Annotated in this window: 11 protein-coding genes; 9 read left to right on the top strand and 2 right to left on the bottom strand. The window is 30.5% G+C overall.

Annotated elements, in window-relative coordinates:
* Window positions 1-161 precede the first annotated feature (161 nt).
* Window positions 162-1,472, top strand: a complete 1,311-nt coding sequence (locus L1S46_RS00200; RefSeq protein ID WP_238858779.1) for a PTS sugar transporter subunit IIC — start codon at window positions 162-164, stop codon at window positions 1,470-1,472.
* A 154-nt stretch (window positions 1,473-1,626) separates the two neighbouring features.
* Here L1S46_RS00200 and L1S46_RS00195 read toward each other — a convergent pair whose 3' ends face one another.
* Window positions 1,627-3,375 carry a methyl-accepting chemotaxis protein gene (locus tag L1S46_RS00195; protein WP_238858780.1) on the bottom strand — a complete coding sequence of 583 codons (1,749 nt, stop codon included), beginning with the start codon at window positions 3,373-3,375 and terminating at the stop codon, window positions 1,627-1,629.
* Between the two features lie 449 nt (window positions 3,376-3,824).
* Between L1S46_RS00195 and L1S46_RS00190 the strand changes: the two genes are divergently transcribed.
* The 8 genes from L1S46_RS00190 (at window position 3,825) to L1S46_RS00155 (ending at window position 15,880) form a co-directional block, all read left to right on the top strand.
* The gene (locus L1S46_RS00190) at window positions 3,825-5,297 is read left to right on the top strand and encodes an L-fucose/L-arabinose isomerase family protein (protein WP_238858781.1); all 1,473 of its coding nucleotides are present in this window, start codon (window positions 3,825-3,827) and stop codon (window positions 5,295-5,297) included.
* Window positions 5,298-5,652: 355 nt separating this feature from the next.
* Complete coding sequence (locus tag L1S46_RS00185) at window positions 5,653-6,966, top strand: extracellular solute-binding protein (RefSeq protein WP_017209824.1); 1,314 nt, start codon at window positions 5,653-5,655, stop codon at window positions 6,964-6,966.
* Between the two features lie 266 nt (window positions 6,967-7,232).
* A complete protein-coding gene (locus L1S46_RS00180) occupies window positions 7,233-8,132 on the top strand; it encodes a sugar ABC transporter permease (RefSeq protein ID WP_012060833.1) in 900 nt (299 codons plus the stop codon).
* Between the two features lie 5 nt (window positions 8,133-8,137).
* A complete protein-coding gene (locus L1S46_RS00175) occupies window positions 8,138-8,980 on the top strand; it encodes a carbohydrate ABC transporter permease (protein ID WP_023975926.1) in 843 nt (280 codons plus the stop codon).
* A 60-nt stretch (window positions 8,981-9,040) separates the two neighbouring features.
* A complete protein-coding gene (locus L1S46_RS00170; protein WP_012060831.1) occupies window positions 9,041-10,810 on the top strand; it encodes a sensor histidine kinase in 1,770 nt (589 codons plus the stop codon).
* Window positions 10,810-12,405: a response regulator gene (locus L1S46_RS00165; protein WP_238858782.1), complete on the top strand. Its 1,596-nt coding sequence runs from the start codon at window positions 10,810-10,812 to the stop codon at window positions 12,403-12,405. Before L1S46_RS00170 ends, L1S46_RS00165 begins: the two co-directional genes overlap by 1 nt.
* Complete coding sequence (locus tag L1S46_RS00160; protein WP_238898754.1) at window positions 12,368-13,693, top strand: glycoside hydrolase family 30 protein; 1,326 nt, start codon at window positions 12,368-12,370, stop codon at window positions 13,691-13,693. Before L1S46_RS00165 ends, L1S46_RS00160 begins: the two co-directional genes overlap by 38 nt.
* Before the next feature lie 57 nt (window positions 13,694-13,750).
* On the top strand, window positions 13,751-15,880 hold the full coding sequence (locus L1S46_RS00155; RefSeq protein WP_238898752.1) for a glycoside hydrolase family 3 C-terminal domain-containing protein: 2,130 nt from the start codon (window positions 13,751-13,753) through the stop codon (window positions 15,878-15,880).
* Between the two features lie 72 nt (window positions 15,881-15,952).
* Here L1S46_RS00155 and L1S46_RS00150 read toward each other — a convergent pair whose 3' ends face one another.
* Entirely contained in the window at window positions 15,953-16,738 is a 786-nt protein-coding gene (locus L1S46_RS00150) for an SGNH/GDSL hydrolase family protein (RefSeq protein WP_238858785.1), read from the bottom strand.
* Window positions 16,739-16,754: the final 16 nt, after the last annotated feature.

The raw sequence follows: 16,754 nt of genomic DNA, 5'->3' as shown, positions 1-16,754 counted from the left end.
TGTAAAACTGAATTATTGTACAAAGTTCTATATAGTTATTTAAGATATTAGCAGGCTATATGGAAAGTTGTAACTTTAATATAAAAGATAATATTAAGCCTAACATATTTATTATTATATATTCTGACTATCATATTATATTTAATTAAGGAGGAATCATTATGTCAATTGGAAATACCCTAAATGAAAAGGTTATACCAGTAGTTATGAAGTTTGTTAACCTAAAAGGTGTTATAGCATTAAAAGACGGTATTTTATTTACATTACCTTTTATTATGGTAGGATCAGTATTTTTATTACTTGCACAAATACCATATCAGCCATTTAACGATTGGATGGCTAGTCAGCTTGGACCGGGATGGACAGAGCCATTATTTCAAGCTTATGGAGCTACATTCTCAATAATTGCATTTATTGCGGCAATAGGTATAGCATATACCTATGCGAAAAACGAGGGACATGAACCTCTATCTGCAGGAATAATATCATTTGTAGTATTTTTATTAACAACTAATTCTTATGTGATGACTAAGGGCGGAGAAAAAGTAAGCGATGTTATTAGTAAAGAATTTGCTGGTGGAAAAGGAATGGTTACAGCAATTATTATTGGTTTAGTTGTAGGCGCAATTTACTCATGGTTCATGAAAAGGAAGATTACAATTAAAATGCCAGCTGGTGTACCACAAGGGGTTGCAAACTCATTTGCATCATTAATACCAGCAGCAGTTATAGTACTTGGAGCAACAATACTTTATAGTATTCTTAAGTATGGAATGAATACAACATTTATAGAACTAATATATAAGTTAATACAAACACCATTACAAGGAATGACAGATTCTCTAGGCGGAGTTATTGTTATGACATTTATAATCCCATTCTTATGGTGGTTCGGAGTACATGGATCATCAATTATAAGTGGTATAATGACAGGAATACTAACATCAAATGCAATGGAAAACCAAGCTATAGTTAATAGTGGAAGAGCACTTACAGTAGCTAATGGCGGTCATATAGTAACACAACAATTTTTAGATAATATGATTGGTATGACAGGTTCAGGTGTAACAATAGGACTTGTAATATGTATGTTATTGTTTGCGAAATCAGCACAAAGCAAAGAATTAGGTAAATTAGCTATAGTACCAGGATTCTTCAATATAAATGAACCAGTTTCATTTGGAACGCCAATAGTAATGAATCCATTTATGGCAATACCATTTATACTTACTCCAATGGTTACAGGGTTAATAACTTATTTTGCAATGTATACAGGGTTAGTTCCATTATTTACTGGAGTATTAGTTCCATGGACAACACCACCAATAATAGCAGGACTTATATTAGGTGGATGGAAAATGGCGTTATTGCAATTAGTAATTATGGCAATATCATTTGTTATTTACTACCCATTCTTTAAGAAACAAGATGCTTTAAACTTTAAAAATGAACAGGCAGCACAAAATGCATAAAATTGAAATTTAATATAGATTAAATCAAGAACATTTTTAAAAATTAATAGTCGTAATTTAATTAAAGCTAAATTATTATTACTTTTGCTATAATAAATAGCCTCCATATAAAATAGTTATTTTCAAAGACTATTTATATGGAGGCTTATTTATATCAATGTTGTAATTTGAATTCAGAAATTTGCTCATGCATAATTTGCGAGTGAGATGCTAATTCTTCAATAGATGCTGATGTTTCCTCTGCTGTTGCTAGGTTAGTTTGGACAATATCTGATATAATATCCACTTTTAAAGTCATTTTTGATATTGCACTTGTTTGCTCTTCAGAAGCAGTAGCTATTTCCTTTACTAACTCTGAAGTAAATTCAACATTTTCGACAATGCTATTTAAGGCTATACCAGTTTCATTTGCTATCAATTCGCCTTTAGATACAGTGTTTAATGAGTTCTTTATTATTTGAGTAATATTTTTAACAGAATTAGAGGATTGTTCAGCTAATTTTCGTACCTCATCAGCAACAACGGCGAAACCCTTTCCAGCATCGCCTGCTCTGGCAGCTTCTATAGCTGCATTTAAAGCTAATAAGTTAGTTTGTTCAGATATTGACTGAATTGTATTTATAATTGCTGAGATTTCATTGGAGGCAGTAGCAATCTCGTTTATAGATTCCATTAATTGTTTCATTTTATTATTTCCATCAGCAACAATCTTTGTTGTTTCATTGTAATAATTATAAGCTTTTTCAGAGTTATTTGTATTCTTTTTTACTTGATCAAGTATTATATTAAAGTTTCCCTGAAGTTCTTGCACTGCACTAGCTTGATTAGAGGCTCCCTCGGAAAGTACCTTTGTAATTGAAGAAATTTCTTTCGCACTATTTGCAGTAAAATCAATTGATTTATCTATATCTAAAAAGCTAGAATTTAAGTTAGCTATAATTTCATCTAAAGATTTTTGTATTGGCGCAAAATCCCCAATGTAATGAACTGATTCCATTTTGTTAATATCTAAATTTCTATTTGATAATTCCTCTAATGTATATGTTATATCTTTAATATATAATTTCAGCATATCTATAGATTTCTTTAAATCATTGAACATATCACCCATTTCATCTTTTGAAGAATATTCATTATCTATGTTTAATATTCCATTTGATAAATTTGTAGAAACTTTTTTTACATTATTTATTCCTTCAAATATAGAGGATTTTAAAGTTTTACCTAGAGATCTTGGAATGAGTATTAAAAATATAATTATTAAAACAAGAATTACGGTAGCCAGATTTCTATAAAGAATGGATTCATTTACAAATGTTTGTGCATTTTCTTTAGAAGATTCGTATAATTGAGAAATATAATTTTCAACAATATCTATTTGAAAGCTATATGTATCCAACTTAGAAGTTATTGTACTTTTAGGATCATTATTTTTGATTGAATTGCATAGTTCTTTTCTATAGGTATCAGCAATACTTAAATTTTTAGTAAGTTGATCAATAGCAGATTTATCACTTGTATTTTGCTTCAATAAGTCTATCTTACTGGTGAGTTCTTCAAGAGCTTCATCGGAATTTCTTATAAAGTCTTCCTTATTTTTAGGACTATTTTCTATTACAGCTCTAGAAATATTTGTATCGGAAACCTGAAATGCAAGCCTAATATCGGATAATGCTTGAGAAATATGATAAGGACCATTATATAGAGAAAAAGTTCTAGCAGATAATGATAGTAGTACACCTATAGATATAACCATACTCAATAGTGTAAATATAAGTATAAAATTAAAGGTTGTATCTATTTTTTTACTTATAGAATAGTTTCTGAATTTTTCGTTTAATTTGAATGATTTACTTATGAAGGATTGTTTATCTTTATTAAAAGCTTTTTTAATTTTATTCATACCGAATCACTCCTACTAAATTCAAAGTGAAAACATTAACATATATTATTATATCAAAGTTTACATATTACAGCAATTGAATAAATAGATAAAAATTTATGCATTTTACAGTATATAACTATTAGAAAAATTAATTATGAAAATGTATACAAAAAGGTATTGACTAATTAATATAAAAGCTTTATTATAGACTTATCAAACAACATTTAAAAAGTTATTTTAAAATATATTTAAAGTGAAACATTAACAAGTACTAAAGCTAAATTTAAAACTCGGACAGGCTATGTAAAATAATAGCTAGATTCAATTATTTAGGAATAGGATATTAATTAATACCTAACTTAATAAATCTAATTTGTAGCATTAAAATATCGAATAATATACTTCGTAAAATTTGTCAAGATCTGATTATAAGAATTTAAAATTCATAAAAAATGGAGGAGTTAAAAATGAATAATATACCACAAGTAAAATTAGGAATTGTTGCAGTAAGTAGAGATTGTTTCCCAATGGAATTATCAGAAAATAGAAGAAAAGCAGTAGTAGAAGCTTTTAATGGAGAAATTTTTGAATGTCAAACAACTGTTGAAAATGAAAAAGATATGAGAAAAGCTTTAGCTGAAGTTAAAGAAGCTGGAGTAAACGCATTAGTTGTATATTTAGGAAACTTTGGTCCTGAAACTTCAGAAACTTTACTTGCTAAAGAATTTGATGGGCCAGTTATGTTTGCAGCTGCTTCAGAAGAAAGCGGAGATAATTTAATAGGCGGACGTGGAGATGCATATTGCGGAATGTTAAATGCAAGCTACAATTTAGCTCTAAGAAACATTAAAGCATACATTCCAGAATATCCAGTAGGAACAGCACCAGAAGTTGCAGGAATGATTTCTGAATTTGTACCAGTTGCTACTGCATTATTAGGATTAAAGAACTTAAAGATAATTTCTTTTGGTCCAAGACCTCAAGATTTCTTAGCTTGTAATGCACCTATTAAACAATTATACAATTTAGGTGTTGAAATAGAAGAAAACTCAGAACTAGATTTATTTGCTGCATTTAATGATCATAAAGATGATCCAAGAATTCCAGACATTATAGCTAGCATGGAAAAAGAATTAGGTGAAGGAAATAAAATGCCTGGTATCTTACCAAAGCTTGCTCAATATGAAATTACATTATTAGACTGGATGGAAGAACATAAAGGTTCAAGAGAATACATTGTATTTGCAAATAAATGCTGGCCTTCATTCCAAACACAATTTGGATTTGTACCATGTTATGTAAACAGCCGTCTAACAGCTATGGGAATTCCAGTATCATGTGAAGTTGATATTTATGGTGCATTAAGTGAATACATCGGAACTTGCATAAGCCAAGATGTTGTAACATTACTTGATATAAACAATACAGTTCCAGCTGATATGTATGAATCAGAAATTAAAGGTAAATTTAACTATTCATTAAATGATACATTTATGGCATTCCACTGTGGTAATACAGCAGCTTGTAAATTAACATGTGGAACAATGAAAAACCAAATGATTATGGCAAGAGCTCTTGAACCAAATCAAGAACCAAATATAACTAGAGGAACACTTGAAGGAGACATAGTACCAGGAGATATTACATTCTTCAGATTACAAAGTAATGCAGATGCAGAACTTACAGCTTATGTAGCAGAAGGTGAAGTATTACCAGTTGCAACTCGTTCATTTGGAGCTATAGGAGTATTTGCAATTCCTGAAATGGGAAGATTTTATCGTCACGTATTAGTAGAAGGCAGATATCCTCATCATGGAGCAGTTGCATTTGGACACTTTGGAAAAGCTGTTTACAACTTATTTAGATATTTAGGTGTTAAAGAAGTTGGATTCAACCAACCAAAAGGTATGCTTTATAAAACTGAAAATCCTTTCAAATAGTATTGGATATTTACCAGAATCAAAGGGTTATAGATAAATATTCTTGGCAGTTTTTTTATCTATCTTTGTTTTTGAGATAATATATTTCAAAGGCTGAAGGCAGGTTCCCCTCCAGCTTTCAGCCTCAATTTATAAAAATTTAATATATGAATAAAAATATAAATGCCTTCATTATTTAGATAGTATTTTAGAGAACTATTTAAAATGGAGGTTATTTATGCGTTTAATAAAGAAAAATTATAATAGGATATAAAATTATATCTAAAAGACAAATTATTCAATTTTTATTAAACGTTATCAATGCTAATATATAAGTATATCAAATATATGAAAATTCTAGGGGGTAGAAAGGTATATGAATAAGAATTTGAAAAGGATAGCATCAATCATAATGACAGTAACTATGGTTTCTGCATCAATGATTGGCTGCGGAAACAGCACTTCACAGACAAGCAGTGGATCTGCTTCAGGAAAGACAAAATTGACATTATGGCATATCCAAACATCAACAGCAGCAGATGCAATTAAAGCATCAGTTAAAAGATTTATGGAAGCTAACCCACAATATGACGTAGAAGTTGTTGATCAGGTTAATGATTCCTACAAACAGAAATTATCTATGGCAATGAGTTCAAATCAGACTCCAGATGTATTTATTCAATGGGGAGGATCAGGATTAATTGATTATGTAAATTCAAATAAAATTGCTGATCTTACAGAATTCATGAACAAAGATAACTACAAAGATAAATTTATAGATGCTGGAATTAATCAATGTTCATACAATGGAAAAATTTATGCCGTTCCAGTTGAAAACGTATCCGTAGCAGGTTTCTTCTATAACAAAGATGTTTTTGCTAAATATGGAATACAAGAGCCAAAAACTATTTCTGAATTAGAAGCTGCATGTGATAAGTTAAAAGCAAACGGAGTAGCGCCATTTGCTTTAGCTAATGCTACAAAATGGACAGGATCTATGTATTATATGTACTTAGCAACTCGTTTTGGTGGGTTAAATGCATTCGCAGATGCAGCATCAGGAAAAGGAAAATTTGAAAACCCTGCATTTGAATTTGCTGGAAGCAAAATTCAAGATTGGGTTAAAAAAGGTTACTTTATAGATGGATTCAATGGTATGGATGATGATAGTGGTCAAGCTAGACAAGCATTATACAAAGGTGATGCAGCTATGGATTTAATGGGTTCATGGTTCACAGGTACAGTACTTGGTGAAAATCCAGACTTTATGAGTAAATTAGGATTCTTCCCATTCCCAGCATTAGACGGTTCAAAAGAAGATCAATCGCTTTGTGCAGGAACAGTTGGAGATAACTTATATTCAATTTCAGAAACATGTAAAGATAAAGAAGGTGCTTTTAAATTAATTCAATCTTTATTAGATGATCAAGCATTACAAGATCGTAAGAAATTAGGTAAGATTATTCCACTTAAAGATTTCAAACCAGACGATGCATTAACACAAAAAATCTTAGACACAGTTAACCAAGCAAAAGGAGTTCAATTATGGTATGACCAATACTTACCAGCAGAAGTTGCAGAAGTACACAAATCAACTTGCCAAGAAATATTTGGGCTAACTAAGACTCCACAAGATGCAGATAAGGAACTACAATCTGCTATGGATTCATATAAGGCAAAAAATAAATAATTATAGCAGCATTAAAAAATAATGTAAAAGCTGTTGCAAAATAAAAATTCTATTATATATAAACAATTGCAAATTTAGATTTGAGTTATAGCTTATCTTTGAATGAGAATGTGCAAAGCATTTATGATTTCTGAAAAAGGAGTACAAATATGATATATCAGAGATGTAAATATGTTTATATTATAAGTCAAATGCAGAAGTTGAACTTATGCGGTGGAATTAATTTTGTAACAGCTCAATAATTATATAAAGGAGAGAGAGAAAAAGTGCAATCACAAACTAATAGTTTAGCTAAAAGACGTGCCGCGTCAACGAGAAATGCAGCAATTATATTTCTTGTGCCAGCATTTTTATTCTTAATAATATATATAGCATATCCAATTGTCTACTCTTTTAATTTAAGTTGCTATAATTGGAATGGATTTGCATCAAATAAGGTATTTGTAGGATTAAATAACTGGAAAGAACTTATTGCTGACCAAATTTTTAGAAAAGCGTTTCTAAATAATATTGTTATTATGGTTCTATCTATAGCTGTCCAATTACCAATAGGTCTTGCTCTTGCAACATTTTTAGATTTTGGTGGGAAAAAATTTAATATATTTAAAGTAATTTGGTTTATACCAATGTTAATGTCATCTGTTGCAATTGGTTATTTATTTAAGTACGCATTAGATGCAAATTCTGGTATAGTATCAGGAATATCAAAGTTATTAGGTGGGCATTCAGTAGACTTATTAGGTAACCCTAAGACAGCACTATTAACCATCACAATAGCTATTTGCTGGCAATTTATTCCCTTCTATATGGTGTATTTTTTGGCTGCATATAGTGGAATACCATCAGATTTATATGAAGCAGCAATAATTGATGGAGCAAAAAAAAGTCAGTATTTTTGGAAAATAGCACTTCCACTTATGAAACCAGCTATTAAAAGTGCAATTGTATTATCAATGGTTGGATCATTAAAATATTTTGATCTTATATATGTTATGACAGGTGGAGGACCAGGTAACGCGTCAGAACTTATGGCAACTTATATGTATAAGAATGCGTTTTTATCTCAAAGAATGGGATATGGTTCAGCAATTGCTTCAGGAATGTTTATTCTTATAACAATAATATCATTAATCACAATTAAAACATTAAATAGAAAGGAAGATTGACTATTATGAAGCAGAATTCATTAATAAAAAAATTATCTATAAAAGCTATCGTTGGAATACTAGCAATAGCATGGCTTTTAATTACAATAGTTCCTTTTATATTTATGTTATTAGCAGGATTCAAACAGCAATTTGAGATGCTTATGGGAAGTGTATTCGATTTACCAAAAAGTTTATATTTAAAGAATTTCATTGACGTATTCAAAGGAAACATATTTATTTACTTTAAAAACAGTATATTAGTACTTATAGTGTCGCTAGTAATTTTACTATTCTTAAGTGCATGTGCATCTTATCCATTATCTAGATTCAAATTTAAGTTAAATAAACCAATATATGCTATAATAGTAGCATGCATGTCAGTACCAGTTCACGTAACACTACTTCCAATATTTTTGATGACTACTAAGATGGGATTGTATGATAGTCCTTGGGCATTAATAGGCCCATATGTGGCTTTTAATTTGCCAATCTCAGTATTTATATTAGTTACATTTATGCAGGCAATTCCTAGGGAATTAGAAGAAGCAGCTGAGATAGATGGGTGCAATAAATATAAAATCTTTTCAAATGTTATGCTTCCATTAGTGAAGCCAGGGCTAGCAACTTTAGCAATTTATAATGGTGTTGCTATATGGAATGAATTCAGTTTTGCATTAGTTTTAACTCAAACATTACCTAATAGAACATTACCACTTGCTATTTGGGAATATCAAGGTCAATATACAATGAATGTTCCAATGATTATGTCGGTATTAACTATTTCTATGTTACCAATGATCATAGCATTTATTTTTGGACAAGATAAATTAATAAAGGGTATGATGGCAGGAGCCGTCAAAGGTTAATAATATATTTATGGTGGGTATTAATTCTTATATATAAGAATTACAAAAAGGGATACAGGTATGTATAAGGAATTGAGAAAAGTTATAAATAAGCTATCTAAAATGAAATTTAATCAGAAGATTACTACATTTTTTATATTGGCAGTCTTAATTACTAATAGTTTTGTAATTTTTGCTGTTTATCAATTAGCAGGAAAGCAAATTACTGAAAAATCCAGTGGATTAGTGCAAGGACAGTTTGAAACAATAACGGATATTTTAAATATAACATTAAAAAATATTATTGAGACATCGAATATGATTACAGGAGACAGTAGGGTTAAAGAATTCTTAATGAATAATAGGTTGACTTCAAAGAATTATAACAAAGATACAAGTGATGCATATTCGTCAGTAAGATATCTCTTGAATACAAACAGTTATATAGATTATATTGGATTGGTGAAATTTGATGGCCCAGAGTTAATATATGTTGGAGAGTCTTGGACAAGCAGCGATTTCAGGACTCAAACTTTAAAAGATTATCAAGATGCTATAGGCACAAAGTTTGGTAACTGTAAGATAAGCATGAAGAAAAAAGTATTTTATCCAGATCAATATGTACTAAATATATATCAACCGATCAATGATAAATACAATTTTAATAAATATACTGGATTTTTAGTAATAGGAATTGGAGAAAAAAGTATAAAAGAATTTTACTCTAATTTGGATAAAGGGTTAAAAGTACAAACATATTTAACAGATAAAGATGGAGTTATTATATCTAATGAAGATAAATCTCTGATTGGAACAGAAAGTCCTTATAAAAGCGTATTACAAGGAAAAAGTGGCCAACAAAAAGTTGAAGATAAGATGGTTATTTATGAGAAGCTTGATAATTGGGATTGGTATATGGTTGGTGAGATACCCACAAGGTCAATGTTAAGGGATACCAATGCAGTAATAATTTTAATAATAGCTTTAGTAATAGGTGCCGGAGTATTAATTAGTATAGCTTGCTATAAATTAAGCAATAACTTATATAAGCCAATGGATGACATTGTAAGAAAGATGAGAGAGGTTTCGATGGGAAATCTCGAAGTTAGAATGGAACATGATTATGATGGCAAAGATTTTAGGCAACTAGCAAGTGGCTTTAATATCATGATTGAAGAAATTAATATACTTATGTATAGGATAAAAAAGGAGCAATCTGAGATTAAGCAAATCGAATTAAACAGACTGCAATCTCAAATTAAACCACATTTTTTATATAACACACTAGAGTGTATACATTGGCAGGCTTTATCTGATGGAAATAAAGATGTATCAAAAATGGTGAAAGCGTTAGCTAATTATTATAGATTATGTCTAAGTAGAGGGAAAGATGTTATTCCTATTTCGCAAGAACTAGAAAATGTAGAAAATTATTTGATCATACAAAATATGAGATATAGTGGCATTGCTGAGTGTGAAATAAATGTAGATGAGAATTTCAAAAATGTACTAATACCCAAGCTTACACTTCAACCTTTAATAGAAAATTCCATTTATCATGGAATAAGGGTGAAAGATGGGTATAAAGGTAAGATATTAGTTACCGCAAGAGAAATAAATAACAAGATAGTTATATCAGTTGCTGATAATGGAGTTGGAATGAGACAAGAACAAATTGATGAAATAAATAGCTCTATATCAGTATTTGATGAAAAAACTGGATATGGCTTAAGGAATGTTCATAAGCGAATTGAAATATTATTTGGTAGTGGGTATGGATTATACTACAAGAAAAATGAACATGGTGGAACTACGGTAGATATTATATTACCTAAAGGAGAGAATAATTAATGTATAAAGCTATAGTTGTAGATGATGAGGAAATGATTAGAAAAGGAATATGTAGTGTGATTCCTTGGGAGAAACTCAAGATAGATACTGTTAAAATGGCATCCTCAGGAATTGAAGCTTTAAAAATCATGGAAGAAGAAGCATTTGATATCATGATTACAGATATATGTATGACTGAGATGAATGGATTATCTTTAGTAGAAAAGATGAATTATCTAAATCCTAGGTTAAAAATTATTGTTTTAACAGGATATGATAATTTTGAATATGCTCAAAAATGCTGCAAGATGCAGGTGGAGGATTATCTCTTAAAGCCAGTAGATGAGATAGAACTTGAGAATGCTATCGAAAGATTAATAGAAGATTTAGAGCATGAGAAAACTTTAAGCCATGAGCAAAAGATAAATAGCAGGATACAAGGTGTAACAGAACAATTAAAGCTTGAACAGATTATGCAAAATTTACTTTATGAACGAGTGAAGACAAGTGAATTTAAAAAAGTATTGAGGGAGTATTCTTATGATAAGGAAGAGATGCTTCAAATTGCTTTGGTATGTCCAATTATAGATGATAATTTAGCTTGGAAACAACATTTTGAATTATTAAATTTATCTATTAAAAATATTTGCATTGAATTATTTGATTCTAAGAAACAAGGGATTACATTTGAGGACAAAAATAAAAATATAGTAATCGCCATATTTATAAGAGAAGAGTTAGAAGAAGTAACATTAAGAGTACAACATTTAATTGAGTATTTGAAAAATGAGTATGATATTAATCCTAAAGTAATTCTTGGAAGCGTTGTAGGAGGATTTAATAAGATCAATATTTCATATAACGACGCATGTGTTTTATTAAATAATAAGAGCACATATGGGAAAATCATAACGAAAGAACCTAGAGAAATACGTTTGACTTTATTTAACGAGAGAGTCCAGGAATTTAAGAAGAATATGATAGATAATATAGATGACCTTGAGAAAGTAATGAGTATTTATGAGGCTTATTCAGAGGCTATAGAGTTTTATAATTTATCGACATCATTAGTTAAGAAAACATGTTTTGATATTGGAGGAGGAATATATTTTTCCTATGCAATGGAAAAAGGAGATATATCAGATAATAAGTTAAATTCTTTATTAATTTCATTAAAAAATTGTAGTAGAAGTGATGCGTTGAGAATTACACGAGATTTCATAATACAAATACTTCAGACTGATATTGGAGAAAGCCATGAAATTATAAGAAAAGCAAAACAATATATTAATGACCATTTAAATGAAGACATTTCAGTATATAGTATAGCGGAAATGCTTTATTTAACTCCAACCTATTTTTCAAAGCTATTTAAACATAGTACAGGAGAAGGCTGTAATAACTACATTATACGTAAACGAATACAGAAGGCTAAATCCTTATTAGAAACAACTAGTATGAAAACAGGTAAAATAGCAACTTTAGTGGGATATAAGGATACAAATTATTTCTCTTTAGCTTTTAAAAAACAGACAGGAATGTCACCAACTGAATTTAGAGAAAAAGGAGGAAGTTATAATGAGGAAAGCAACTTTGATTTCAACAACAAAGACTGATCGCTTAGTAAGCAGTACTATAAATATTAGTAAAGATAAATCGTACCATACATTAGAGCTAAATGGAGAATCTTATCAAACTATTGATGGATTTGGTGGATGTTTTAATGAGTTAGGATATATAGCATTAAAAAAGATTCCAAATGATAAGAAAGAAGAGGTGCTTAGAAATCTATTTGATCCAGAGGAATGTAATTTTACTTATTGCAGATTGCCAATTGGAGCAAATGATTATGCAGAAAGCTGGTACAGTCTAAATGAAACTAAGGGCGATTATGGAATGAAGAATTTTAGCATTGAAAGAGACAAAGAATGCTTGATTCCGTACATTAAAGAAGCAGAAAAATATAGTGGGGAGCTTAATTTATTTGCTTCTCCATGGAGCCCCCCAACTTGGATGAAGTTCCCGGAAGTATACAATTTCGGAACATTAATATGGGAGGAGAAAAATCTAAAAGCATATGCTCTTTACTTTAAGAAATTCATTGAAGAATACCAAAAAGAGGGTATTAAAATTAATCAGGTACACATACAAAATGAACCTATAGCAGATCAGAAGTTTCCATCATGTGTTTGGTCAGGAAAACAATTACGTGATTTTATAAAAGAATACATCGGGCCATTATTTGAAGAGAATAAACTTGATGCTGAGATATGGCTTGGAACATTAAATTCTCCTTATGATGATTATGGAGATGAAAATTGGCAATTTGGTCAATATAATAATTTTGCTAACACTGTACTAAGTGATAAAGATGCAAAAAGATATATAAAGGGTGTTGGATATCAATGGGGAGGAAAGCATGCTTTGCTGCAGACAAAAATTGCTTATCCAGAAATGAAATTGATACAGACAGAAAATGAATGTGGAGAAGGAAAAAATAGCTGGGAATATGCTGAATATGTATTCAATTTAATGTGGACATACTTTATAAATGGAGTAAGCGCCTATACCTATTGGAATATGGTACTTGAAGAAGAGGGAATAAGCACTTGGGGATGGAAACAAAATTCACTTATTACGGTGACAAAAGATAATGATGTTAAATATAATCCAGAGTATTATCTAATGAGACATTTTTCGAAATATATAAAACAAGGAGCAACAATGAAAGGCTTAAAAGGGGACTTTGCAGGAAATGCTCTGGCTTTTGAGAATCCAGATGGAAGTGTTGTATTAGAATTATTAAATCCATTTGATGAATTACAAGAAGTTACATTTAGTGCTAATGGCGAAGATTATAGCTTTAATATTCAGCCACATTCTTTCAATACATTAGTTGTTTAGTCTTATAATTAAAAAAAGTTAGAATAAATATTATGATTATTTTAGGAGATGTGTAATATGGTCGAGGAAAAAAGAATTACTCATGAATATGCGTTAGAAAAAGCAAAAGAATTAGTAGGGAAAATGACGCTAGAAGAAAAAGCAGAACAATTAACTTATAAATCATCAGCTGTAAAAAGATTAAATATACCTAGATATAATTGGTGGAATGAGGGATTGCATGGAGTAGCGAGAGCAGGCACAGCAACAGTATTTCCACAAGCCATAGGATTAGCTGCTATGTTTGACGATGAGTTATTGAATGACATTGCAAAAGTTATCTCAACAGAAGGCAGAGCAAAGTATAATGAAAACAGCAAAAAAGATGATAGAGACATCTATAAGGGAATAACTTTTTGGTCACCAAATGTTAATATTTTTAGAGATCCTAGATGGGGTCGTGGTCATGAAACCTACGGTGAAGATCCATATTTAACATCTAGATTGGGCGTGGCCTTTGTAAAAGGACTTCAAGGAGAAGGCAAATATTTAAAAGCGGCAGCATGTGCAAAACATTTCGCTGTTCATAGTGGACCAGAAGGATTAAGGCATGAATTTGATGCAGTTGTAAGTAAAAAGGATTTATATGAGACTTACCTCCCTGCTTTTGAAGCTTGTGTCAAAGAAGGTGATGTAGAGGCCGTAATGGGGGCGTATAATCGTACAAATGGTGAACCTTGTTGTGGAAGTAAAACTTTATTAAGAGATATATTAAGGGGAAAATGGAACTTTAAAGGTCATGTAGTATCCGATTGTTGGGCAATTGCTGATTTTCATTTGCATCATAGGGTGACAAGCACTGCTACAGAATCAGCAGCATTAGCTATGAAAAATGGATGTGATTTAAATTGTGGTAATGTGTATCTTCAATTATTGCTTGCCTATAAAGAGGGATTAGTAACAGAAGAAGATATAACAACAGCAGCAGAAAGATTAATGGCAACAAGAATAAGATTGGGAATGTTTGATGAAGAGTGTGAATATAACAAAATACCATATGAGTTAAATGATTGTAAAGAACATAATGAATTATCATTAAAAGCAGCTAGAAATTCAATGGTTTTATTAAAGAATAATGGAATATTACCATTAAATAAAAATAACTTAAAATCAATTGCTGTTATTGGCCCTAATGCTGATAGTCAGATCATGCTTAAAGGTAATTATTCAGGAACTGCATCTAGATATATAACTGTGTTGGAGGGAATACATGAAGCCGTAGGAGAAGATGTAAGAGTATATTATTCTGAAGGTTGTCATTTATTTAGAGACAGAGTTGAAGAATTAGCAGAACCTAATGATAGATTAAAAGAAGCAATATCAATAGCAGAAAGATCAGATGTTGCAATTCTATGCCTCGGATTAGATTCTACAATTGAAGGTGAGCAAGGAGATGCAGGTAATAGTGAAGGAGCTGGTGATAAAGCAAGCTTAAATTTACCAGGAAGGCAGCAAGAATTATTAGAGAAAATAATAGAAACAGGTACACCTGTTATATTAGTTATTGGCGCAGGAAGTGCATTGACATTTAATAATGCAGAGGATAAGTGTTCAGCTATATTAGATGCTTGGTATCCTGGAAGTAGAGGTGGCAGAGCTGTAGCTGACTTAATATTTGGAAAGTGTTCACCAAGTGGAAAGTTACCTATTACATTTTATAGAAATACTAAGGATTTACCAGAATTTATAGATTATTCAATGAAAGATAGGACATATCGCTATATGTCTTGTGAAAGCTTATATCCATTTGGATATGGATTAACTTATTCTACTGTAAAATTATCAGAATTGCATGTACCAGATGTAGAAAGTGATTTTGAGGATGTAGAGGTAAGCGTAAAGATAACTAATACAGGAAATTTTGACATAGAAGAAGTTGTGCAATGTTATATAAAAGATATTGAATCTAAACATGCTGTTAGGAATCATAGTCTAGCAGGATTTAAACGTGTTGGGTTGAAAATAGGAGAAAGCAAGATTGTAAAAATGAAAATCAAGAAATCATCATTTGAAGTGGTAAATGATGATGGAGAAAGGATATTAGATAGCAAAAGGTTCAAATTATTTGCTGGTATATCACAACCAGATAGTAGAAGCGTTCGGCTTGTTGGAATATCTCCTTTAGAAGTTGATATCAAGCTAGTATAAATTTTTATAGTATATTATGAAGCTGCTCCAGTCAGAAAATACTTATCAGACTAGGCAGCTTTATTTAATATATTACTTATAATTTTTTAAAGCTTCAATTATTCTGTCAGAAATAGCTTGATAACCGGTGCTATTGGGATGAAAATTATCAGCAGCTAGATAATCTTGTAAGTTGTATTTGAAAAGATCATATGTTGGAATAAAAAGCGCATTTGAATCTAATGATAAAAGCTGTTGACTTTGATAATTCCATTCATTTAATATGCTTACCTTATCAGATGTAAGATCTTTTCCGAATGGGTTATACAAGCCAATGAAAACTACCATAGATGACGGATTATTGGTCCTTATTATATTAAAAATAGATTTTAGATTGGCTAAATAAGTATCTTGAATATCTTTTATCTTTGTTGTGGATGAGCTTATATCTGTATTTTTAAGCTTACTTATTTCATTGCCACCTATAGATATAAATATCATGTTTGATCCTTTAATGTCAGCTAATGTTTGTGACTCTTGAACTGCATTTAAAAGCCCATTAGATACATCCCCGTTTATGGCAAGATTATTTATTTTAATCTCCTTTGAAACTTTAGTTTTCCAGTATTCTGAAAAATAGCCTGAAAAGCCAAGTCCTTTTTCATCTCCAGTTCCTTTAGCAAGGGAGTCACCAAGAACTAATATGTTGTAATAATTTTGATCTAATTCTTCACTCTTAGGTTGTTCAGATTCCTTATCTGATATCTCTTTAGGAGGGCGAGAACTTATTGATAATGCTGATATAAATCCGGTAACTAAGGTTATGGTGGAAACTATGGATAGCAATAAAATAAATTTCCATTTTATATTTTTAAACATTTTAAATCCCTCCTTT

Source organism: Clostridium sp. YIM B02500 (assembly GCF_022324665.1).
In the GTDB taxonomy this organism is placed as follows: Bacteria; Bacillota; Clostridia; order Clostridiales; family Clostridiaceae; genus Clostridium; species Clostridium beijerinckii.
The sequence above is the reverse complement of the archived record's forward strand: the minus strand, read 5'-3'. Positions and strand labels throughout refer to the sequence as shown.